Below are 21,215 nucleotides of genomic sequence, written 5' to 3'. Positions count from 1 at the left end.
CCCACTTCACCCCGTCATAAGGTTAGGCTAACCTTCGCAGCGTGAGAGTTGCTGAAGAGACCCCCGACGCCAGGCGTCCCCGTGGGCATGAGCTGTCGGCCACGGGTGTCACCGTGGCGTACGACGGCGTCGACGTCGTGCACGACGCGTCCCTGACGCTGCGGCCCGGTGAAGTGACCGTCCTGGTGGGTCCCAACGGCAGCGGGAAGTCGACGCTCCTGCGCACGCTCGCCCGGCTCCAGCGCCCCCGGACCGCCGAGCTCGTCATCGACTCCGACACCGACGGCCTCGCGCTGTCCCCCCGCGAGTTCTCACGCCGCGTGGCCCTGCTGACCCAAGGGCGCCCCACCCCCAGTGGACTGACCGTCCGGGATGTGGTCGAATTCGGCCGCTACCCGCACCAGGGCCGCTGGGGCAAGGCGGACCCGGGAGGCCGGGCCGCCGTGGACCGCGCGCTCGCCATGACGGGCGTCGGGGAACTCGCCGAGCGCGGCGCCGAACACCTCTCCGGAGGACAGCTCCAGCGCGTCTGGCTCGCCGGCTGCCTCGCGCAGGAGACCGGCGTGCTGCTCCTCGACGAGCCGACGACCTACCTCGACCTGCGGTACCAGATCGAGCTCCTCGACCTGGTCCGCGACCTGGCGGACGACCACGGGATCGCCGTCGGCGCCGTCCTGCACGACCTCGACCAGGCCGCGGCCGTGGCCGACCGCATCGTGCTGCTCCGCGCGGGCCGGGTCATCGCCGACGGCCTCCCCGAGGACGTCCTGACACCGCGGCAACTCACCGACACGTACGGCATCCGCATCGAGGTCGACCACGACCCCACCACGGGCCGGCTGCGCACCCGCGCGATCGGCCGGCACCACACGCGTAACGAAAGGCTCAGCACCACCTCATGAGACGCTTCCTCCTCACCGCGGCGGCCGCCACCGCCGCTGCCCTCGCCCTGACCGCCTGCGGAACCACCGAGCCCGCCGCCGACGACGACGCGAAGAAGAAGACCGCCGAGCCCCTCACCCTCACCGACGCCAAGGGCGCGAAGGTGGAGCTCGACGGCCCGGCCAAGAAGGTCGTCGGCACCGAGTGGAACGTCGTCGAGAGCCTGGTCTCGCTGGGCGTCGCCCCCGCCGGCGTCGCCGACGTCAAGGGCTACAAGACCTGGAACACCGCGGCCCCGCTCAAGAACGACCCCAAGGACATCGGCACCCGCGGTGAGCCGAGCACGGACACCATCGCCGCCCTGAAGCCGGACCTCATCGTCGCCACCGACGACCTCAAGCCGGCCGTCGTGAAGCAGCTGCGCAAGGTCGCCCCGGTCCTGGAGGTGCGCGCCGCCGACGCCGCCGACCCGATCGGGCAGATGAACAAGAACCTCGACCTCATAGCCAAGGCCACCGGCACCACACAGCAGGCCGAGAAGCTCAAGAAGGACTTCGAGGCGAAGCTGGGCGAGGGCAGGAAGGCGCTCGCCGACGCCGGTCACGGCGGGGCGAAGTACGCCTTCGCCGACGGTTACGTCGTCTCCAACCAGGTCACGATCCGGCCGTACACCAGCGGTTCGCTCATCGGGGCCGTCAACGAGAAGCTCGGTCTGAAGAACGCCTGGACCGTCGAGGGCGACAAGAGCTACGGGCTCGGCTCCACCGACGTCGAGGGCCTCACCAAGCTCGACGAGGACGTCCGGTTCGCCTACATCGGCAGCGAGGGCGACAAGAACAGCACGCCGTTCGCCGGCGTCCTGGCGAAGGACTCCGCGTGGACGTCGCTGCCGTTCGTGGAGAAGGGCAACGTCCACCGGCTGCCCGACGGCATCTGGATGTTCGGCGGCCCCCAGTCGATGGGCAAGTACGTCGACTCCGTCGTCGAGGCCCTGAAGAAGAAGTAGCACCGTGACCGTCACCGCCTCACCTCCCGCCACCCGTCCGCCGGCGGCCGCCTCCCGGACGGGCGCGGCCACGGCGGTGGCCGTTCTGGTCCTCCTCCTCGTGGGCCTCGCGCTCGCCGACATCACGCAGGGCACCGCCTCGGTGGGCGCCTCCGAGATCTGGAAGGCGCTCACCGGCCGGGCGGACCCGGGCGACGCGTCCGTCGTCGTCTCCTCCCGGCTGCCGAGGATGGCCGCCGGACTGCTCGTCGGCGTCGTCCTCGGCATGGCGGGCGCCGCCCTCCAGGCCGTCAGCCGCAACGTGCTCGCCTCCCCCGACACCCTCGCGGTCAACGCCGGCTCCTACCTGGCCCTCGGGCTGGTCTCGGTCACCGGCGTCTCGCTCCCCCTCGTCGCCCACTCCGGCGTCGCGTTCGCCGGCGGCCTCGCGGCGGCGGCCGTCGTGCTCGGCCTGTCCGGCCTGGGCACGGGCTCCGTACGGCTCGTCCTCGCCGGCAGTTCCCTCACCCTCGGCCTGACCGCCGTCACCGAGGGGCTGCTCCTGCTGTTCCCCCAGCAGACCGAGGGCCTCTACCAGTGGAACCAGGGCAGCATCGCCCAGCACGGCTTCGACGCCGTGCTCCATACGGCGCCGGTCGGCCTCGTCGGACTCGTCGGGCTGCTGCTCGTCGCCCGCCGCATCGACGCCCTGGCGCTCGGCGACGACGCCGCCCGGGGCCTGGGCGTCCCCGTCCGGGCCACCCGGATCACGGTGGTGGTGCTCGCGACGCTGCTCTCCGCGGCGGCCGTCACCCTCGCCGGGCCGATCGGCTTCGTCGGCCTGTGCGCCCCCGCCCTCGTCCGCCCCGTGGCCCGCAGGGTCCGCGCGTTCACCCGCGCGCGTTCGGGCATTCCGGTCGCGGGCCTGGCCGGCGCGGTGCTGGTCCTCGGCTCGGACGTGCTCCTGCGCGCCTTCGTGCCGGCCGACGTGGCCGTCGCCGTGCCGACGGGCGTCGCGACCAGCGTCGCCGGCGCCGTGCTCCTGATCGTGATGGCCACCCGGGTCAAGGACACCGCCGGGGCCACCGCGACCGACCGGCTGCGCATCCGGAGCAGGACCGTCTTCCTGACCACCACGGCCGTACTGGCGGTGGCGCTCGTCGGCGTGACGGTCGCCGCCGTCCTGCTGGGCGACAGCAAACTGCTCCTGGGCGACGTGGTGAACTGGGCCCAGGGCAGTGCGGGCCGGACCGTCGGCTTCGTCCTCGACACCCGCGTGCCCCGGGTCGTCGCGGCGCTCCTCGCGGGCGCGGCGCTCGCCCTGGCCGGAACGCTCGTCCAGGCCGTGACCCGCAACCCCCTCGCGGAGCCCGCCACCCTGGGCGTCTCCGGCGGGGCCTCCCTCGGCGCCGTGCTCGTCGTGACGACGGTGCCGTCGGTCGGCTCGTGGGGCATCGCCGGTGCCGCGTTCGCGGGCGCCGCGGTCGTCTCCGCCGTCGTCTTCGGACTCGCGGCACGGGGCGGGTTCCAGCAGAACCGGCTGGTCCTCGTCGGGTTCGGCGCCGCCACCGGCACCTCCGCCCTGATCAGCCTGATCATCGTCCTCACCGACCCGTTCAACGCGACGAAGGCCCTCACCTGGCTCTCGGGCTCCACCTACGGGCGGACCCTGCCCGACGCGGCGCCGCTCGCGGTCGTCCTCGCCGTGGGCGTACTCGTCGCGGTGCTCAACCGCACCGAGCTCGACCTCGTCTCGCTCGACGAGGACACCCCGAGACTCCTGGGACTCGACCCGGCACGGGGACGCCTGGGCTTCCTCGTGCTGAGCGTCCTGCTCAGCGCCACCGCCGTGGCGGCCGCGGGCATGATCGGCTTCGTGGGCCTCGTGGCACCGCACGCGGCCCGCGCCCTGGTGGGCCGCCGGCACGTCCGCGTGATCCCGGTCTCGGTGCTCCTGGGCGCTCTGCTCGTCTGCACCGCGGACATGCTGGGCCGGACCGTGATCGCACCGGCCCAGCTGGGCGCCGGCCTGATGACCGCGGTGATCGGCACGCCGTACTTCCTCCACCTGCTCATGCGCGGGCGCCGGTAGGACGCGCACGCCTTCGCCCGCTCCTACGACGCCGGGGAACCCTGTACGGGGTCCCCGGCGTCGGCATGTCCGCGGAACGTGACCGCGATGACCGCCGCGTTCCCGTGGCCCGCCGGAGCCGGCCTCTAGCGCACCCGGTACACCTGCCCCGTCCGCGCCCCCTCGACCGAGCGGACGTACGCCGTCGCGACACGTGCCGCCGGGACGGGCTCCATGCCCACGAAGAACGGACCGTAGGCGGGCAGGGACTCCTCGGCCACCGTCGGGCTGACCGCGTTGATCCGCTGCGGCGGGAGCTCGATCGCGGCGGCGCGTACGAACGCCTCGACCGCGCCGTTGGCCGCGGACGCGGCGGACCCGGCCACGATCGGCTCCTCCGTGAGGATGCCGCTGACCAGGGTGAAGGAGCCGGTCGCGGCCACGTGCCTGGCGCCTTGGCGGACCAGCTCCAACTGGCTGAGGGCCTTGCCGCGGAAGGTCGCCGCGAAGTCGTCCGCGGCCAGCTCGGCCAGCGGCTTGAACACGGCGTCACCCGCCGCGACGGCCACCGCGTCCAGCGGGCCGGCCTGCGCGTACATCCGGGCCACGGCCTCCGGGTCGGTGACGTCGCAGACCAGGTCACCGCCCGTGCGGCCCACGCCGACCACCTCGTGCCCGCGCTCCGCGAGCGCCTCGCGCACCGCGGAGCCCAGCGTGCCACCCGCGCCGACCAGAAGAATCCTCATGGCTCACCGTCCAAATGTCTGGAGAACCCCCCGGGAACGCCCCGGGGAGACCGGGCGAACCACCCGGCGCATCCGACGCTACGGACCGCGCTCCGCCCCCGGAAATGCCGTCCGGGCAGCGACTATGCTTCCCACGCATGGATGTGGAACTGCGTCATCTCAAGGCCCTGGCCGCCATCGCCGAGGCCGGCACCGTCACCGCCGCTGCCGCCCGGCTGCACATGACGCAGCCCGCCCTCTCCCGCACGCTCGCCCAGCTGGAGGCGCGCGTCGGGGTCCGGCTGGTCGACCGCTCCTCCCGCCATCTGGACCTGACCCGGGCCGGGGAGACCCTCCTCGGGCATGGGCGCGCCATCCTCGCCCACCTCGACGCGGCGCTCGCCGACACCCGGGCCGTCGACCGGCCGCTGCGGCTCGGCTACACGTGCGCGGTCCTCGGGCGGCAGACCGTCCCGCTGCTGCGCTCGTGGCGTCGGGCGCATCCGCACGCGCCGCTCGAAGTCGTCCGGCAGGACAACAGCACCGCGGGCCTGGCCACCGGTGACACCGACGTGGCGGTGCTCCGCACCGTGCCCGCCGACCCGCGCATCCGCACCGAGGCCCTCTACACCGAGGACCGGGTCGCCGCCCTGCCCGACGACCACCCGCTCGCGGCCCGCGAGCGGGTGCGCCTGGCGGAACTCACCTCCGGCCCGGCCCTCCCACTGGCCCTGTGGCCGGACACCGGCACCGCCTCGGTGGACCTCTGGCCCCCGGCGCGGCGCCCGGACCGCACGGTCGAGGTGCGCAACGTCGACGAGTGGCTGAACCTCATCGCCACGGGTGGCGCGTTCGGCGTCGGCGCGGCCGGCACGGCGGAGAGCCACGGTCACCCGGGGGTGCGCTTCGTCCCGGTCGACGACGCGCCCGCCGCCACGGTCTACCTCGCCCGGCCCGCCCACCCCACGCACCCGCGCACGGAGGAGTTCCTCGCGGCGGTGCGGGAGGTCGTCAGCGCCTAGGCTCCGGACGGCGCGACCGGGTCCGCGACCGGGTCGTCCGTCGCGGGCTCGACCTCAGGCCTGTCGAGCCCGCCCTTCCACCGGAAGGCGGAGGGGAGTTCGAGGCCGAAGTGGTCGAGGATGCGGGCCACGAGGTGCATGACGATGTCGTCGATGGTCTCGGGGTGGTTGTAGAAGGCCGGCATCGGAGGGAGGATCAGGGCTCCCATGCGGGCCAGGGCCAGCATGTTCTCCAGGTGGATCTCGTTCAGTGGTGTCTCACGGGGGACGAGGACGAGTTTCCGCCGCTCCTTGAGCGTGACATCGGCCGCCCGTACGACGAGGTCCTCGGCGTACCCCGCCCGGATCGCGGCCAGCGTCTTCATGCTGCACGGGGCGATGATCATCCCGTCGGTCCGGTAGGAGCCGCTGGCTATCGCGGCCGCCTGGTCCCCGGGCCCGTGGACGTGGTCGGCCGTCTCGCGCAGATCCCGCACGGTGCGGTCGGTCTCGTACTCCACCAGGGCGCGCCCCCACCGGGTGAGGACGAGGTGGGTCTCGACGTCCAGCGCCCGCAGTGCCTGGAGCGTGCGGACGCCGATGACGGCACCCGACGCGCCGGTCATGCTGACGACGATGTTCACGGCCGCGCCTTTCCGTCGTCGACCGCGACCGCCACGGGGGAAGCGGTGTGCGGTGGCCGGTCGCCGAGCGACCAGGCGATGCCGTGCAGGAGTCCGTGCCGGCTGACGACCATCGTCTCCTTGCCGAGGTGCTTCATCGTGGCCCGCACCACCAGCGCGCTCGCGACGATCACGTCCACCATGCCCGGGTGCATGCCGGGCATCCGGGCCCGCTGCGCGGCCGTGGACCCCAGCAGTTCGGTCACCACCCGGTCCACGTCGCGGTAGCTCAGCCGCCCTGGGTGGGATCCGGGTGCGGGGGACGCCCCTTCCCAGGCGATCGCCGCCACGGTGGTGACCGCCTCGGAGGCCCCGATCAGGGTGGCGTCCTGCCATCCCGGCAACGCCTCCAGCGCCTTGTCGAGCCCGGCTTCGACGGCCTGTTCGGCCTCGGCGATCTCCCGCGGTGCCGGCGGGTCGGTGCGCAGGTGGTGTTCCGCGATCCGTACGCATCCGAGGTCGGCGGAGACGGCGTGCTCGGCGTCCGAGGAGCCGAGCGCGAACTGGGTCGAGCCACCGCCGATGTCGGCCATCAGATACGGGGCCCCGGCCCGGTCCGCCAGGGCGCGGGTGACGCCCGTGAAGGCCAGGTGGGCTTCCTGTCCGCCGGACAGCGCCTCGCTCGTCAAGCCGAGCGTGTCGCGCACCAGGGCCAGGAACTCCCCGCCGTCGGCGGCGCCACGCGTCACCCAGGTGCCGCACATCCGCACGCGCTCGGCGCCGAACGCGGTGATCAGCGCCGCGTAATCGGTCAGGACCGCACGCGCGCGGCCGACGGCCTCCCGCGCCAGTCTCCCGGTGCGGTCCACGTCCTGTCCCAGGCGGATGATGTCGAACCGTTCCACCACCTCGGACATGCGCGCGTCCGGGCCGTGGCCCGCCGAGGGCAGATCGGCCACGAGGAGCCGGATCGAGTTGGTGCCGCAGTCGATCGCCGCCACCCTGGTGCGCGCGTCCCCGGCCGGCGACGGCCGCCGGTGCGACAGGTCGCCGTCGTCTCTTCGGCCCTGTGCCATGAACGCCGGGGCACCGGCCCGCCCGTCGTCGGCACGAGGCGGCCGGACGCGGGCCGTCAGGGCGGCCGGGTCGACATGGTGGATGTCTATTTTGGTCATCCAGTCGTCCTCCGGCAGCGGCCCGATGACGTAGATCTTCTTCCCGGCGCCCGCGGCGTAGCCGAGTTCCCAGGCGCAGTCACGGCCGATCGGCGGCTGGCAGATGACGCACTCGGCTTCGTCGATGGCCTGCCGGCACGCGAGAGCGCCGTCGGGGAATCCGAACGAATCGGCCTCGTCCTTGGGTAACCACAGGGTCAGCCCGAGGATGCCGGCGAGGCGTTCGGCGTGGGACGGGTCGGTCTGCTCGTTCTTGCACTTGGCGCAGTAGTAGGCATGCGGCATACGAATCGCTCCTCGGTCGGGGCGTTCACGACGGCGTTCCTACAGCGGTGTTCGGGTGGTGGCTTCGTCCTGATGGGTCGGACGTGACAAGAGAGTTGATGCGGAATCAGTTGGCAGGGCGACGCCGTCCCGCGTCAACCCCTCCTGCCGCGTCGAGGCCTCCCGGTCGGCGAGGGCGGGCGGCGTATCCGACGCGCGGGACGCACAGCTCTCACCAAAGGGTAGGTATCCGTAAGCCCTTTGAGAGGGGCGACCGGTCTCCTCCGGCACGGCCCCTCCTCCGATACGAAAAGAGCCGGCCGGTCAAATTGCCGACCGATTTCGGAGTCCGTTTCCTTCCCCGCGCTCCAGACTTGCACCCTTTGCCGGTGACCGGCAGGAGACACCCGCCCCGGGCCGGAACACCCTTCCTCTGAATTGGCGTCAACAGCCCTTGCTCCACTAGACTTTACGCGCACACCGGCAAAAAGGAGAGGCGCCATCCATGGGCACCAAATTCATTGAGGTAGACGAATCCCACAAGGGCCAGCCCAACGTGGAGGAAGGGGTAAAGACGATCGAGGTCAGCGGTCAGGCGATCACGACCCCGATTTTCGTCAAGCGGATCGACTTCGACGACCTCGCCCCCGAGGTGACCGACAATCTGACCACGGTCAAGTTCGCCGTGACGGTGACCGAGGAAATGGAGGACCTGACGGGGGAGGTGGACGAAGACGGTTCCCCGGTGACGGAAATCAAGGAAATCCAGGTGCCCAAGTGGCTCGAAATCGACCTGGGTCCCGAATCCTTGAGGCAGTACGAAGAGGTAATGGCGCCCTTCTTCGCCGGCGCCCGCGAAACCGAGGCACCGACCATTCCCGCGCCCCGCAAGCGCCGGAAGAAGTGATCCCGGGCCCCTCTCCTGCCGCCAGGAGAGGGGCTTCGTCACCGCCGGGCGGGTTTCCCCTCGGGGCTCGCCCTCAGGCGCGCGGCCCGAGGAACAGGCCACCGCTCGCGTCGATGACCTGACCGGTGATCCAGCGCGCGGCGCCGGAGGCGAGGAACGCGACCACGTCGGCGACGTCGTCGGGCCCGCCGAGCCGGTCGAGCGCTGTCATGCCGGCGATGCGTTCGGCCAGGCCCGGCGCCTCGAAGAACGCTCCGTTGGCCGCCGTCCTGGTGGCGCCGGGAGCGACCGCGTTGACCGTGATCCCCCGCGCCCCCAGCTCGTTGGCCAGGGTCCTGCTCATCGTCTCGACCGCGCCCTTCGTCATGGCGAAGGACGTCTGGGCGGGGTTGGCCATCCGGGTCGCCACGGACGAGATCGTGATGACGCGGCCACCGTCGCGGAGCAACGGCAGCGCTCGCTGGATGATGAAATACGGCGCTCGCACGTTCACCGCGAAGAGGTGGTCGAACTCCTGCCGCGTCGTGACGCCGATCGGGCCGGCGGGCGCGGCCGCCGCGTTGTTGACGAGGATGTCGAGCGGCCGCCCGGCCAGGCCGGCCTCGACCCCCGCGAAAAGCGTCTCGACGTCGTCGTCCGTGCCCAGTTCCGCCCCGACGGCGAACGCGGTCCCACCGGCGCGCCCGATCTCGTCCACCGTCGCCCTCGCGCCGTCCTCGTCCGTGCCGAAATGCACGACGACCACGGCCCCCTTCACCGCCAACCGGACCGCGATCGCCTTCCCTATGCCGCGCGACGCCCCGGTCACCAGAGCTGTCCTGCCCGTCAGATCGCTCATACCGCCCCACCCCTTTGGCTGTTAGCGTCTACCAACTTGGTAGTCACTACCACTCCGGTAGGGTCTACCACATGCCCGACCAGCACTCAACACTGCGCGCACAACGCCGAGTCGAGACGCAGCGCGCGATCCAGGCGCACGCGGTGCGTCTGTTCACCGAGCGCGGCTACGACGCCACGGCCATGACCGACGTCGCCGAAGCCGCGGGCGTGTCGCCCATGACCCTGTACCGGCACTTCCCCACGAAGGAAGACCTGGTGCTCATCGACCAGAACGGCCGGCTCGTCGCCGAGCGGATCGCCGCCTCACCGGCCTCACGGCCCCTGGTCCGCCGCATCGGCGCCGCCCTCGTCGACTCGGCGGCGGCGCTGACCGGCGACGAGCCGACGGCGAACGCCCAGTTCCTGCTGGCCCGCCTCCGGCTCATGATCTCGACCCCCGCCCTGCGGGCCAGGCACCTGGACAACCACTACGCCCTTCAGCAGGCGATCGTCGAAGCCCTGGGAAACGAAGCCACCGACCCCGGCACCGCGTTCCGCGCCCAGGCGGCGGCCGGCGCCTGCCTTGCCGCGATGCACACGGCGCTGGTGCGCTGGGCCGAGGACGACGGCCGGACCGACCTGCCAGGCTTGATCGCGCAGGCCCTTGCCGCCGCGTTCGGCGACGACGTGCTCGCCCCCGTCCCGGACGCGTGAGAAGGACCTCCGCACACTCGCCGAAGCGAACGGTGCCGAGCGTCCCTCCCCACGTGGCTCAGTACGCCCGGTGCCGGGCGGGGTGCGAGACGGCGGACCCGGCCGGCCGCCGCTCTCAGGACGACGTGCGGCAGTACTCGGCATCGACGATCTTGAGCAGGGACGACGCGTCCCAGTCGCCGTTGTAGTTGTAGGCGAGCTGGTGGCGGCCGTCCTCGGTGGTCACCGCCATCGACAGCCACCCGAGGATGCCTCCGCCATGGCCCCAGAGCGTGGTGCCGCAGCTCGTCCTGAGCCGTGCGAGGCCGAGCCCGTAGGACGTGTACGGGGAACCGGGGGCGGCGGGAACGGTGGTCTTCATCGCCTTCAGCTGCTTCGGCGGCAGCAGCTCGCCGCGCAGCAGGGCGCCGTAGAACCGGTTCAGGTCGCCCGCGGTGGAGATGATGTCGCCGTCGGCCCAGCCCTGCGATCCGTTCCTCTCGGTGATGTCGTCGATGCGGTCGGGTGCCGACGCGAACAGCTTGGAGTAGCCGCGGCTGCTGGGCCGGGGCAGGTGGATGCTGTTGCCGGGGTTGGACGTGTTCTTCAGCCCCAGTGGCCTGATGACGCGGTCGCGGATTTCGTCCTCGTACGGCCTCCCGCCGGCCTTCTCGACGATCAGCCCCGCGAGGATGTAGTTGGTGTTGGAGTACGAGTGCTCGGCGCCGGGCTTGAACAGGGGTTTGTGGGAGAGCGCCACCTTCACGTGCTTCTCGGGCGGCAGGGTGTCGTAGCGGTGTCCGAGGTAGCCGTCGCCCCGCGTGTACGTCCTGGCGTACTCCTCGTCGGCCAGGTAGTCGAACAGGCCGCTGGTGTGGTTGAGCAGCTGCCGGACGGTGATCTCGCGGCCGTCGTTGCCGTTGCCCCGCACCACGCCGGGCAGCCGGCGCTCCACGGTGTCGTCGAGGTCGAGTCTCCCTTCCGCCTCCATCTGGAGCAGGACGGTCGCCACGAACGTCTTGGTGATGCTGCCGACGCGGAACTTGTCGTTCTTCCCGCGAGGTGCCCCTGACGTCAGGTCACCCACGCCCGACGCCGACTTCCAGACACCTCCGGTGTCACGCGCCTGGGCCGTGACGCCGGGGACGCCCGCCTTCACGGCCTCGTCCATCGCGCGCTGCGTGGCCCGGTGTCCGGACCCCGCTGGGGGCGTGTGCGTCGCTGCCTGGGCGGGCGCCACGAAGGCGGTGGCGGCCACCGCGACCCCCGCCACTCCGGCCTTCGTGCTCTTCCGTAACGCCATCGCGCACTCCTCACAGTCGTCCGAAGCGGCGTCCGTACGGCCCGGGAGGCAACCGCGGGAGTCACCGTCCGCGTTGCGGGAGGGCCGCTTGTGTACCAAGACCGCGGTCAGTGCAGGAGTGGTTGAGAGGCGTGAGCCCACCGTCGGCTACGCGGGTCAGGATGCCGGCGTCCGGTCAGCTCCGGCTCGTACCGCCGGACTTGCCGCGGGAGACCGGACGGCGGCGCACCAGGACCAAAGGGACGGCCCCTACGAAGGCCACCGCTGTAGGCGCGGCGGCAGCCGCCTTGTCGATGCCCTTCTGGCCGAACGTGGCGGGAACGGAGAGCGTGTCCCAGCGGTCGACGGGCCAGGCGATGACGACGGCGCGGCCCACCACCTTGTCCACGGGGACGAAGCCCTTGTCTTCCTCCTCCTGGTGGAAGCGGGAGTCCTCCGAGTCCTGCCGGTGGTCGCCCATCACCCACAGCCGGTCCTTGGGCACCGTTACCTTGAACCGGCTCTCCGGGTTCATGCTGCACGGCACGTCGCCGGGGAAGACGTAGGGCTCCTCCAGCGGCTTTCCGTTGACCTTCAGCGGGCCGGCGCCCTCGCACTCGACGGTGTCGCCGGCGACGCCCACGACCCGCTTGATCAGGTCCTTCTCGCCGGCGGACGGCATCAGCCCGACGAAGCCCAGCGCCCTCTGCACCACATTGGGCTCGGGCGTCGGATGATTCCTCATCCACTGCCCCGGGTCGTGGAAGACGACGACCTCGCCGCGGGCGGGCTTCGCGCCGAACCACGGGGTCAGCTTGTCGACCAGGACCCGGTCGCCCGGTTGCAGGGTGTTCTGCATGGACTCGGAGGGGATCGAGAACGCCTGCACCAGGAAGGACTTGATCAGCAGTGCCAGCACCAGCGCGACCACGATGAGCAGGGGAAGTTCCTTCCACAGCGGCCGCTGCGCCTTCCCGGGCCTTCCGGCCCTCCCCCACCTCCTCGCCTTCCCCGCCGGCTTCCCGGGCCTCTCCCCCGGCCCGTCCCGCTCCGACCGCTCGCCGGCCACCACGTCCCCCACCATCCGCTCCTCGCCTCGGCCCTCGCCCGCTCCGTCCGCGGCGCGGGTCCCGGAACTCCTGATCGAGCGGGATGTTCCGGCAATGTCACCCTATGCGAGGAGGGATGACGGCCGGTCGTGAAGTGCGCCACCGCCTCGGGGCAGGGCACCGCCGAGGGGTTGCCTGTCACGCGGAAGGGCTCCGACCCTGACGCGAGGTCAGGGTCGGAGCCCTTCCGGCACCGCACCCGGAGCGCGGCTCACACCAGTTCTGGTTGCGGTTCCGGTCGGCGCACCGGTGCGGCCTCCGGTTCCCGTTCCCACAGTTTGGTGGTCCGTACGTAGCCGTAGATCACCGAGGTCATCGCCAGGATGAGCAGGGGGCCGAACACCCACGGATACTCGGCCATCTCCATCGGCAGATAGCGGTAGGACGCCAGGAGGGCGGCGAAGACGATTGCCCCATAGGAGACCAGCCGGGTTCCCGACCGGTCCCAGCCACGGTCGAGCGAGCGCAGCGCTCCCTCGACCGTGAGCGCGAACACCACACCGGCGACGAGGTCCACGCCGTAGTGGTAGCCGAAGCCCAGCGTGGCGCTGAGCGTGGCGACCAGCCAGAACGCCCCCGCGAAGCGCAGGAGGCGTGGCCCCTTGCGGGAGTGAATGAAGATCGCGGTGGCCCAGGCCGTGTGCAGGCTGGGCATGCAGTTGCGCGGGGTGATCCCGTCGTACGGCACCGGGTGCGGGGTGCCGATCGACAGCGGGGTGTCCGGCCACAGGTCGGCCACCGCCCAGTGCAGACCGCCGGTGCCGGAGGTGCCCGGGCCGAAGGCGAAGATCGGTCCGACCACCGGGAAGATCATGTAGATGCCCGGCCCGAGGAGGCCGATCACCAGGAAGGTGCGCACCAGGTGGTGGCTCGGGAAGCGGCGCTCGGCGGCCACGTTGCGCAGCTGGTACAGCGCGACGACGATCGCGGCCACCGCGAGCTGCGCGTAGACCAGGTCGAGAACATGGGTGCCGACCGGGCCGGTGGCCTTGAGGATCCGGCCTGCCAGCCACGACGGATTGCCGAGCGCGTGATCGGCGGTCGCCACGTACTCGTCGAGCACCGTCGAGCGGGTCTTCGCCGTGATGAGCAGCCAGGTGTCACCGGTCTTGCGGCCGGCCACCAGCAGCAGGCCCAGTCCGACGCCCTTCAGCAGCAGGGCGCGTTCCTTGCCGGTGCGGCGTGTGAAGGCGATGACCGCGCAGCCCAGGATCACCCACAGCGCGCCGTTGCCGAAGAAGTGGCCGTCGGGCGTCTTCGCGTCGACCGCCCACCGCACCAGCACGAAGACGACGTCGATACCGATCGCGGCACCGGCCGCGATGAACCGTTGCCGCCAGGTGAGCACCACCATCATCAGTGCCATACCGCCGTACAGCGGCCCTGGCTTGGGGGCGAATATCACCTCTCTCACCTGATTGGTGATCGGCCCCGGCTGACCGGTGTAGTGGCGTGCGGCGATCTCCAGCGTGACGAGGAAGCCAAGGGCGACCACGCCGGCCGTGGCCCACAGGATCGTCCGTGGTCGACGCCACGCGGCGAACCTATTTCGGCAGTTTATTCGCGAAAGCACCCGCCGATACTATCCGTATCAATTGTTTGACCGACGTGCGAGATGTTAGTCAAAGAGGTCACTCTTCGTGCCCGGATGGCGCGGGTTTCCGGTGCGGGGACAGCTCCCGTTCGGCGACCGTCCGGAAATCGCGCGGCGGGCGGCCGGTGAGCCGCTGGACGGCGTCGGTCGTACGGTCCTCGGCGCCCTCGGCGATGGCCCGGTCCATGTCGGCCAGCATCGTGGCGAACTCCGGCGGCATCAGTGCGGTGAGCCGGTCGCGCATGCCGTCGTAGGTCAGGCGGTGGTGGGTGACAGGGCGGCCGGTGACCTGGCTGACGATCGCGGCGATGCCGTCGTGATCGAGCGCCTCCGGCCCGGTCAGGATCAGGTCGGTACCGGGGGCGCGGTCGTCGGTCAGGGCGTGTGCGGCGACGGCGGCGATGTCGTCGGCGTCGACGAAGCCGACCCGGCCGGCCCCGGCCGCGGTCTGGATGACGCCGCGCTCACGGATGCTGTCGGCGTGGGCGTGCGCGCCGGTGAAGTTCTGCATGAACCAGGAGGGCCGCAGCACCGCCCACTGCTCGAACAGACCGGGCAGGGCCCGGTGCACCGCTCCTGCCGCCGGGCCGCCCTCGGGGATGGCCGAGGAGCTGAGAAGTACGGCGCGACGGACACCGGCGGCGCGGGCCTGCCGCAGGAAGGGCAGCATGACCGCGGCCGGGTCGGGGTCACCGACGGGCGGGACGAGGTACACGGCGTCGGCTCCGGTGAGGGCGGTGCCGAAGGTGGCGGGGTCGTACCAGTCGAAGACGACCGGCTCCGCGCCCGGGAGCGGGGTGCCCCGTCGGCCGGCGGCCTTGACGCGGTGGCCGGCGGCGACCAGCCGCGCGGTGGTGCGGCCGCCGGTGGTACCGGTGGCGCCGGTGACCAGGACGGTGACACTGCCGGTGACGGTCATCGGGCACCGCTCCCCATGAGGTCCATGCCGGGCGTACGGACGGCGAGAGGGTTCCAGTAGTCGCGGTAAGAGGTGAACCGCCCGTCCTGGACGGTCACGACGGCGATGTAGGTCATGTCGAAGGGGCTTCCTGTCGTGACCATGCGGCCCACCCCGCGCATCTCGACCACGAGGGTGCCGGGGTCGGCGGTCTCGTGGATCTTCAGGTCGGGGAAGTCGTGCAGGTCGATGTGGTCGGGGTAGTCGCGCATGTAGGCGGCGACGGCCTCCCGCCCGTCCAGCCGCCCGGGCCACCCCGGCGGAGCGAAGGGGAACTCCATCACTCCGTGCTCGGCCCACAGGCCGACCCAGGCGGGAATGTCCTTGTCGAGGAGCAGGCTCAGGCTGTGGCGGTACAGCTCCGCCGGCGAGGTGGTCGCGGGCATGGGGTTCTCCGTCCCGTACGATACGGACCAGCGGTCCGCTTCTCCTGGCAAAGATACGGACCGCCGGTCCGTATCGCAACCGGAGGAACCCCGTGCCCGAACCCGAACGCAAGCCACGCAAGGACGCGGTCCGCAACCGGGCGGCCGTCTTCGCGGCGGCCGACGCCCTCTTCGCCGGCTGCCGGAGTCCCGAAGAAGTGACCATGGCCGACATCGCGGCGGCGGCCGGCGTCGGCAAGGGGACGCTCTTCCGCGCCTTCGGCGACCGCACGGGGCTGATCCGCGCGCTGTACGAGGCCCGGCTCGAACCCCTCAGGACCGCCGTCGAAGAGGGCCCGCCACCGCTGGGCCCCGCCACCCCACCGCTCCAGCGCGTGCCGGCCCTGCTCGACGCCGTCCTGTGCTTCAAGCTCGACAACCGCCACCTCGCACAGGCCCTGGAGGGCACCGGCACGGACAGCCCCTACCGGACGGCACACTACGAGCGCTGGCACACCCTGCTCCGCGACCTGCTGGAAGGTGTCCCGGGAGCGGCCGACAGCGACTTCACCGCCCACGCCCTCCTCGCCGCCACCCGCGCCGACCTCGTCTCCTACCTGACCGACGAGAAGGACATGCCGCGCGAGGAACTACGGGAACGGCTGGCGAAGTTCACCGCCGGGGTTCTCACCGGGACCGCGTGAGACCGTCCGGCGAGGTGATGACCGATCGGTGACAGTGTCACGCCGGAGGTACGTGGCAGCCACCGAAGACCCACGTCACCTCGACTGTGTCACGGGCCGATCTCGAACCGGGGCGGTTCGAGGCCCGTGAGGCATCCGGTCTTCGGGGCGGTCGGATCGTCGAAGAAGGAGACGGTGATCTCCTGGGCGCACTTGGACGTGGCGAACACGACATGGGGCTCGTAGGGCACCGTCACGACCGTGGCGCGGCTCAGCGCGCGGGCGACATACGGCCCGTTGGCCGCCCCGGTCTGGGCGTCGAAGCCGCCCGACAGGGCGAGGGTGGGTATGTCGCTCCGCGTGACGTCCCGGATCGAGGGAGGCGCCGCGGGGACGTTCCAGACGGCGCAGTCCGGACGGAGGAAGGTGAGCTGCGGGGCCTGGGCCAGTACCGAGCGGGGGAAGGACGGGAACGCCTCCCGCCCACCCCGGAGGGCCTCGGTCCGGCTCTCGTACGGCACCCACTCACTACAGAAGACGCCGTAGGCGAGCCCGTGGGCGACCCTGCCGAAGGCCTGGGGGCTGACCTTGCCGCCCGCCCACTGTTCGGCGACCCGCCGCGGATTGCCGTGGGCCAGCTCGTCGAGGGAGCGGGGTACGCCCTCGGCCACATGGGTGGCGGAGGTCAGCCAGTTCACCAGGGCTCCGCCGTCCAGTACGACCTTCACCGGGTCCGGGTGGCCGGGGACCGTGACGGTGGTGGTGACCGGGTGGGCTTCGAGTTCGCGGACGAGGCGTTCGAAGGTGGCGGGCAGGTCCGGATAGCGGCGGGCGCACTCGGGCTGCTCCGCGCAGGCCTTGAACAGCCCGTCGAAGCCCTGCCGGGCGCTGCTCCAGGTCAGCGCCGACCCCGCCTTGGACGGCGGCAGGATGCCGTCGATGCCGACCGACCGGATCCCCTGGGGGTGTTGGCGCATGTAGATGAGCGCCAGGTGGGTGCCGTAGGAGATGCCGAACACGTTCCACCGGTCGATGCCCAGCGCGACGCGCAGGTCCGCGTAGTCGGCGGCGCTCTCGGTGTCGTTGTAGGCGCCGAGGTCGGCACCGCGGCCCGCCAGTCGGTCGCGGCAGGCGCGCGTCGCGTCGACGTGCAGGCGCTCGGTGGACGGCGCGTCCTGGACGAGGCCGACCGCGCGTGCGTTGAACTCGTCGATGTCGCGGCAGGTGAGCGCCGGGTCGGCCGAGTACGTGCCCCGCTGGGACATGAGGATCACGTCACGGTCGCGGTTCAGGCCGCCGTCGACCGCCATCTTCGCCTCCCCGACGGCGTCGTCGCCGGGCCCGCCGGCGAGCCAGACGATCGGGTCGGGTTTCGGCTCGGCGGCCGCCGCCGGCACGATCGCGACACCGAGGGTGATCTTTCGGCCGTCGGGCTTCGCACGGTTCTCGGGCACGGTGAGCGTTCCGCAGCGGGCTCTTGCGAGCGCGGCGATCGGCTCGGGCGTCTTCGGGCAGGGGCCCGGCTCGAAACGGGCGTCGCCCGCCGTCCGGGCGACCGTGCCGGTCGCCGCTCCCGCGGAGGTGCCGGGTTCCGCGCGTGCGGGCGTCGCGAGCAGGCCGGTGACGAGGATTCCGGTCGCCACCGCGGCCGGCGCGGCGTGGAGCCGGCGCGCGGTGCGGCGGCGACGGCGGGGTGCGTGGTCGAGTGCCATCTGCCCTCCGGTCACTTCGGGATGATCGTGAACGGTTTCGGGGTGAGACCGGCCACGCAGTCGGTGTCGGGCGCGGTCGGACGGGCGAGGAACGAGGCCAGCACCCGTTGCGCGCAGGGCGATTGCGGGACCACCCAGTGCCCGATCCCGGGGATCCGCACGGATGTCGAGCGGGGCAGCGTACGGGCCGCCTCCCGCGCCCAGCTCGCCCCGGTCTTCGTGTCGAACGTCCCGGAGACGATGAGTGTCGGCACCGTGCTGACGGTGGCGACCCGCTGGGTGGAGGTGCGGTCCGGTACGTCCCAGACGCGGCACACCCGGTGCTGGAACGGAAGCTGCGGCGCCTGGGCCAGGACCGTGTCCGGCCACCCGGGGAAGGCCCACCGCCCCGCCTTCAGCACGTCGGACGGCGTGGAGCCCGGCACCCACTCGGCACACGCCACCGACTCCGTCAGGCCGTGGGCGGTCCGGCCGACGGTCTGGACCGAGTCGGCCGCGCGGGCCCGCGCGAAACGCTCCGGACGTCCGTGGGCGAGCTCTTCGATCGCCGCGGGGACATCGGGCGGCTTGACGGCGTTGGCGACCAGCAGGTTCAGCAGCGCTCCCCCGTCGAGGACGACCTTCACCGGGTCCCCTCCGCTCGGTGGCCGCGCGTTCAGCGTCAAGGGCCGTGCTTCCAGCCTGCGCACCTGCTCGGTGAGGGTGCGGCGGAGGTCCGGGTAGCGTCTCTTGCAACCGGGCTCGGCCGCGCACACGTCCAGGAGGTTCTCGATGCCCTCACGGGCGCTGCTCCAGGTCCACGGCAGGGTCGCGATGTGCGGAGGAGTGACCGAGTCGATCGCCACCGCGCGAATCCCCTGGGGGTGTTCGCGAAGGTAGGTGAGGGCCAGGTCGCTGCCGTAGGAGTAGCCGTAGACGTTCCACCGGGGGATGCCCAGTGCCGTGCGCAGGTCGGCGAAGTCGGCGGCGTTCTCGGTGGTGTTGTAGGCGCTCAGGTCGGTCCCGTCGGCCGCCAGGCGGTTCCGGCAGTTCTTCACCGAGTCCAGCAGGAGCCGTTCCGCCTGCCGTGAGTCGTGGCCGAGCCCTACGTACTCCGCGGAGAACCGGTCCAGCTCCGGGCAGGCGAGGTGGGGCCGGTCGTAGAGGTTGCCGCGCTGGGCCATGACGATCAGCGCGCGGTCCCGGTTCAGGCCGGAGTCGACGAGGAAGGGAATGTCGTCGAACGTGTCGCCGCCGGGGCCTCCCGCCATGAACACCACCGGGTCCTCGGCGGGCTTCGCCGACGTGGCGGGAATGACCGCCACGGCCAGCCGGATCGTCCGGCCGGCCGTGGCGGCGTGGTTCTCGGGCACTTTCAGGGAGCGGTTTTCAGGGACCTCCAGGAAGCCGCACCGCGCGGTGCTCAGCGCGGCTATCGGCTCGGGTGGCTTCGGGCAGGGAGCGGGCACGAACCGCGACACGACGGCCGGGCCGGGCCCGGCGGTGCGGCTGTGAGGCGATGCGGCGGCACTCCCCGGTGCCGGACCGAATGCCGCCAGGACCACGGCGGCCGAGACCGCCGCCGCGTTGATGCCGTGCTTGGTCATGTGATCCCGTTCCTCTGCCGGTATCCACGGCTGCCCAGCCGGACAAAGCCACGGCGGTTCGGGCGGATCGCACCTTATGGACGATACCGGGTGGGTCGGACGGGCGCATACGGACGGCACCAGGCCGGATGAATACGCTCGGCTCACCTCACCGTCGGACACTACGATCGGCGTGCGGCCCTCGGCGGACCCGCTACTCGATTGCTCGATTGCTCGATCGGGAGGTCCTGACATGACCAGTAAGTTCACCGAGCTCGCGATCGACTGCGCCGATCCCCGTGGTCTCGCCCGGTTCTGGTGCTCGGTCCTCGACTACGAGGTGCGGGACGAGGACGAGGGAATCGTCATCATCGGCTCCCCCGCGGTGCCCGAGGGCAGGAACCGCCCCGGCCCGGTGCCACCGGCGTTGACGTTCGCGCGCGTGCCCGAGGGCAAGGCCGTCAAGAACAGGCTTCACATCGACGTCAACCCGGCCGACAGGGACCAGGACGAAGAGGTCCGCCGCCTGCTCGGCCTGGGCGCTCGGTACGCCGACGTCGGCCAAGGCGAGGAGAGCTGGGTCGTGCTCGCCGACCCGGAGGGGAACGAGTTCTGCGTCCTCGCGGACCGCTGCCCCTGACCAGGCGGCCCTGACATACCGGTTCCGGCAGCCCTCAGACCATGATGAGCAGGCGCGTACCGGGCTTGAGCTTCCTGTTCACCGAACGGCTCTGCACATAGACCTCCAGCTTGGGGTTGTTCCCCGCCTTCACCGAGACGGTCCCCTGGATGCCCGTACCGAACAGAAGGCTGCGCGCCGCGTCGCCCGTGTAGGCGCGGTCGGTGTCCTTCTCCACCACGATGACCTCCTTGTTCGGCTGGACCTGGGCCCGGGCGCCCAGCTGGTAGTAACAGGCACCGCGTTCGTACGTCACACCCGGATGCGAATCGACGAAGGGGCGGATCTCGGCCTCCTTGTCGACCTTCAGGAGCCGGTACTTGTTCGCCGGGACCGGTTCGAGGTTCGCCCGCACCTCGTCGATGGAGATGTCCTGACCGACGGCGAACAGGTTCTTCGTGCCGCGCACACCCTTCTCGCGGGCCCGGAGGAAGCTGGTGGCGGCGGCGCGCACGGTGCCGATGGCCTCCTCGACGCCCTCCTGGGAATCCGCGTCCCAGATGGCGATGTTCCCGGCCGGGAAGCCGTAGTTCTGGGCGGTCCGCTTGGCCAGGGAGTTCGGGACGAGGATCGCGGACGTCCAGTGGCCCGGGAGCCCGCCCATCCTCGCCGCGATCCTGTCCAGCCATGGGCCGAGGACGGCCATGTCGCCGTCGTGCCGCCTGTCGCCGCCGGAGGCGTTCTCCTCGCCGTCCGTCACCACGATCTGGAGGAAACTGTGCTCACCGTATTCCTCCCAGATGTGTCCCAGGTCGTCCAGGGACTTCAGGGAAGCCTCGATGAGGGCCGTGGCACCGTTGTTGACGCGGTACAGACCGCGCATGGACGGCAGGTGCTTCACGTCCATGTCCCAGACCAGGTTCTCCACCCTGTGGTCGAAGGAGTAGAGGCTGATCCGGGTCTCGTGACCGAGGCTGTCCGACTCGGCCTTCAGCCCCGCCACGAACTCGTCTACCACCCGCACGAGTTGGCTCTGGTGCGGACGCATGGAACCCGAACAGTCCACGACCAGCGCGACGTGATTCACCTTGTGCTGGATCCTGTTGGCGGACATGTCTGTACTCCCTCTCCGAGGCTCGCTGAGTGATTTCACTCTATGAGGAGGCACTGACAACGGCGTCTG

General features: G+C 71.5%; 20 protein-coding genes. 8 read left to right on the top strand and 12 right to left on the bottom strand.

Translation table 11 applies throughout. From position 1 onward, the window contains the following. The first annotated feature begins 41 nt into the window (after positions 1–41). Genes SMD11_RS30705 through SMD11_RS30695 form a run of 3 tightly spaced genes read left to right on the top strand, consistent with a single transcriptional unit; the run spans position 42 to position 3,959 of the window. Positions 42–902, top strand: a complete 861-nt coding sequence (locus SMD11_RS30705; protein WP_087929542.1) for an ABC transporter ATP-binding protein — start codon at positions 42–44, stop codon at positions 900–902. Then, positions 899–1,888, top strand: a complete 990-nt coding sequence (locus SMD11_RS30700) for an iron-siderophore ABC transporter substrate-binding protein (RefSeq protein WP_087929541.1) — start codon at positions 899–901, stop codon at positions 1,886–1,888. The genes SMD11_RS30705 and SMD11_RS30700 overlap by 4 nt, the downstream gene beginning before the upstream one ends. Before the next feature lie 4 nt (positions 1,889–1,892). Next, the gene (locus tag SMD11_RS30695; RefSeq protein ID WP_087929540.1) at positions 1,893–3,959 is read left to right on the top strand and encodes an iron ABC transporter permease; all 2,067 of its coding nucleotides are present in this window, start codon (positions 1,893–1,895) and stop codon (positions 3,957–3,959) included. A 125-nt stretch (positions 3,960–4,084) separates the two neighbouring features. Here the strand turns inward: SMD11_RS30695 and SMD11_RS30690 are convergent, their stop codons facing one another. Next, positions 4,085–4,684, bottom strand: coding sequence for a short chain dehydrogenase (locus tag SMD11_RS30690; protein WP_087929539.1), 600 nt, complete (start codon positions 4,682–4,684; stop codon positions 4,085–4,087). 137 nt (positions 4,685–4,821) lie between these two features. Here SMD11_RS30690 and SMD11_RS30685 point away from each other — a divergent pair, with 137 nt between their 5' ends. Continuing rightward, entirely contained in the window at positions 4,822–5,685 is an 864-nt protein-coding gene (locus SMD11_RS30685) for a LysR family transcriptional regulator (protein WP_087929538.1), read from the top strand. Here SMD11_RS30685 and SMD11_RS30680 read toward each other — a convergent pair. Together SMD11_RS30680 and SMD11_RS30675 are read right to left on the bottom strand one after the other, a co-directional pair. After that, positions 5,682–6,308: a UbiX family flavin prenyltransferase gene (locus SMD11_RS30680; protein WP_159395406.1), complete on the bottom strand. Its 627-nt coding sequence runs from the start codon at positions 6,306–6,308 to the stop codon at positions 5,682–5,684. The two genes, SMD11_RS30685 and SMD11_RS30680, sit on opposite strands and share 4 nt — an antisense overlap. Then, the gene (locus tag SMD11_RS30675) at positions 6,305–7,747 is read right to left on the bottom strand and encodes a hypothetical protein (RefSeq protein ID WP_324614787.1); all 1,443 of its coding nucleotides are present in this window, start codon (positions 7,745–7,747) and stop codon (positions 6,305–6,307) included. Before SMD11_RS30675 ends, SMD11_RS30680 begins: the two co-directional genes overlap by 4 nt. Positions 7,748–8,231: 484 nt before the next feature. Between SMD11_RS30675 and SMD11_RS30670 the strand changes: the two genes are divergently transcribed. Continuing rightward, positions 8,232–8,633, top strand: coding sequence for a hypothetical protein (locus SMD11_RS30670; protein ID WP_087929537.1), 402 nt, complete (start codon positions 8,232–8,234; stop codon positions 8,631–8,633). 73 nt (positions 8,634–8,706) lie between these two features. Here the strand turns inward: SMD11_RS30670 and SMD11_RS30665 are convergent, their stop codons facing one another. Continuing rightward, a complete protein-coding gene (locus tag SMD11_RS30665) occupies positions 8,707–9,471 on the bottom strand; it encodes an SDR family oxidoreductase (protein WP_087929536.1) in 765 nt (254 codons plus the stop codon). 71 nt (positions 9,472–9,542) lie between these two features. Between SMD11_RS30665 and SMD11_RS30660 the strand changes: the two genes are divergently transcribed. After that, a complete protein-coding gene (locus tag SMD11_RS30660; RefSeq protein WP_087929535.1) occupies positions 9,543–10,166 on the top strand; it encodes a TetR/AcrR family transcriptional regulator in 624 nt (207 codons plus the stop codon). A 115-nt stretch (positions 10,167–10,281) separates the two neighbouring features. Here SMD11_RS30660 and SMD11_RS30655 read toward each other — a convergent pair whose 3' ends face one another. The 5 genes from SMD11_RS30655 to SMD11_RS30635 all read right to left on the bottom strand — a co-directional run bounded on the left by SMD11_RS30655 (position 10,282) and on the right by SMD11_RS30635 (position 15,474). Continuing rightward, a complete protein-coding gene (locus SMD11_RS30655) occupies positions 10,282–11,448 on the bottom strand; it encodes a serine hydrolase domain-containing protein (protein ID WP_087929534.1) in 1,167 nt (388 codons plus the stop codon). A gap of 175 nt (positions 11,449–11,623) precedes the next feature. Continuing rightward, on the bottom strand, positions 11,624–12,508 hold the full coding sequence (lepB, locus tag SMD11_RS30650; RefSeq protein ID WP_087930828.1) for a signal peptidase I: 885 nt from the start codon (positions 12,506–12,508) through the stop codon (positions 11,624–11,626). A 239-nt stretch (positions 12,509–12,747) separates the two neighbouring features. Beyond that, positions 12,748–14,052, bottom strand: coding sequence for a phosphatase PAP2 family protein (locus tag SMD11_RS30645; protein ID WP_087930827.1), 1,305 nt, complete (start codon positions 14,050–14,052; stop codon positions 12,748–12,750). A 115-nt stretch (positions 14,053–14,167) separates the two neighbouring features. Beyond that, positions 14,168–15,049 carry an NAD(P)H-binding protein gene (locus tag SMD11_RS30640; RefSeq protein ID WP_087929533.1) on the bottom strand — a complete coding sequence of 294 codons (882 nt, stop codon included), beginning with the start codon at positions 15,047–15,049 and terminating at the stop codon, positions 14,168–14,170. Continuing rightward, positions 15,046–15,474, bottom strand: a complete 429-nt coding sequence (locus SMD11_RS30635; protein ID WP_087929532.1) for a nuclear transport factor 2 family protein — start codon at positions 15,472–15,474, stop codon at positions 15,046–15,048. The genes SMD11_RS30640 and SMD11_RS30635 overlap by 4 nt, the downstream gene beginning before the upstream one ends. Before the next feature lie 92 nt (positions 15,475–15,566). On the opposite strand from SMD11_RS30635, the gene SMD11_RS30630 reads away from it, so the two are divergent. Continuing rightward, positions 15,567–16,157 (top strand): TetR/AcrR family transcriptional regulator, encoded by a 591-nt coding sequence (locus SMD11_RS30630; RefSeq protein ID WP_087929531.1) that lies wholly within the window; start codon positions 15,567–15,569, stop codon positions 16,155–16,157. A gap of 89 nt (positions 16,158–16,246) precedes the next feature. Here the strand turns inward: SMD11_RS30630 and SMD11_RS30625 are convergent, their stop codons facing one another. Both SMD11_RS30625 and SMD11_RS30620 read right to left on the bottom strand, forming a co-directional pair. Next, on the bottom strand, positions 16,247–17,848 hold the full coding sequence (locus SMD11_RS30625; RefSeq protein ID WP_087929530.1) for an alpha/beta fold hydrolase: 1,602 nt from the start codon (positions 17,846–17,848) through the stop codon (positions 16,247–16,249). Between the two features lie 11 nt (positions 17,849–17,859). Further along, a complete protein-coding gene (locus tag SMD11_RS30620) occupies positions 17,860–19,434 on the bottom strand; it encodes an alpha/beta fold hydrolase (RefSeq protein WP_087929529.1) in 1,575 nt (524 codons plus the stop codon). A gap of 232 nt (positions 19,435–19,666) precedes the next feature. On the opposite strand from SMD11_RS30620, the gene SMD11_RS30615 reads away from it, so the two are divergent. Next, positions 19,667–20,053, top strand: coding sequence for a VOC family protein (locus SMD11_RS30615; RefSeq protein ID WP_087929528.1), 387 nt, complete (start codon positions 19,667–19,669; stop codon positions 20,051–20,053). Between the two features lie 34 nt (positions 20,054–20,087). On the opposite strand, the gene SMD11_RS30610 is transcribed toward SMD11_RS30615, so the two are convergent. Next, positions 20,088–21,146: a vWA domain-containing protein gene (locus tag SMD11_RS30610; RefSeq protein ID WP_087929527.1), complete on the bottom strand. Its 1,059-nt coding sequence runs from the start codon at positions 21,144–21,146 to the stop codon at positions 20,088–20,090. Positions 21,147–21,215 lie beyond the last annotated feature (69 nt).

The organism is Streptomyces albireticuli (assembly GCF_002192455.1).
Taxonomy (GTDB): Bacteria; Actinomycetota; Actinomycetes; order Streptomycetales; family Streptomycetaceae; genus Streptomyces; species Streptomyces albireticuli_B.
This window is presented reverse-complemented; position numbering and strand designations above follow the sequence as displayed.

Coding starts and splice junctions, on each gene's coding strand:
- SMD11_RS30700 (WP_087929541.1), top strand. CDS start 899: ATGAGACGCTTCCTCCTCACCGCGGCGGCCGCCACCGCCGCTGCCCTC.
- SMD11_RS30690 (WP_087929539.1), bottom strand. CDS start 4,684: ATGAGGATTCTTCTGGTCGGCGCGGGTGGCACGCTGGGCTCCGCGGTG.
- SMD11_RS30685 (WP_087929538.1), top strand. CDS start 4,822: ATGGATGTGGAACTGCGTCATCTCAAGGCCCTGGCCGCCATCGCCGAG.
- SMD11_RS30675 (WP_324614787.1), bottom strand. CDS start 7,747: ATGCCGCATGCCTACTACTGCGCCAAGTGCAAGAACGAGCAGACCGAC.
- SMD11_RS30670 (WP_087929537.1), top strand. CDS start 8,232: ATGGGCACCAAATTCATTGAGGTAGACGAATCCCACAAGGGCCAGCCC.
- SMD11_RS30665 (WP_087929536.1), bottom strand. CDS start 9,471: ATGAGCGATCTGACGGGCAGGACAGCTCTGGTGACCGGGGCGTCGCGC.
- SMD11_RS30660 (WP_087929535.1), top strand. CDS start 9,543: ATGCCCGACCAGCACTCAACACTGCGCGCACAACGCCGAGTCGAGACG.
- SMD11_RS30655 (WP_087929534.1), bottom strand. CDS start 11,448: ATGGCGTTACGGAAGAGCACGAAGGCCGGAGTGGCGGGGGTCGCGGTG.
- SMD11_RS30640 (WP_087929533.1), bottom strand. CDS start 15,049: ATGACCGTCACCGGCAGTGTCACCGTCCTGGTCACCGGCGCCACCGGT.
- SMD11_RS30635 (WP_087929532.1), bottom strand. CDS start 15,474: ATGCCCGCGACCACCTCGCCGGCGGAGCTGTACCGCCACAGCCTGAGC.
- SMD11_RS30625 (WP_087929530.1), bottom strand. CDS start 17,848: ATGGCACTCGACCACGCACCCCGCCGTCGCCGCCGCACCGCGCGCCGG.
- SMD11_RS30620 (WP_087929529.1), bottom strand. CDS start 19,434: ATGACCAAGCACGGCATCAACGCGGCGGCGGTCTCGGCCGCCGTGGTC.
- SMD11_RS30615 (WP_087929528.1), top strand. CDS start 19,667: ATGACCAGTAAGTTCACCGAGCTCGCGATCGACTGCGCCGATCCCCGT.
- SMD11_RS30610 (WP_087929527.1), bottom strand. CDS start 21,146: ATGTCCGCCAACAGGATCCAGCACAAGGTGAATCACGTCGCGCTGGTC.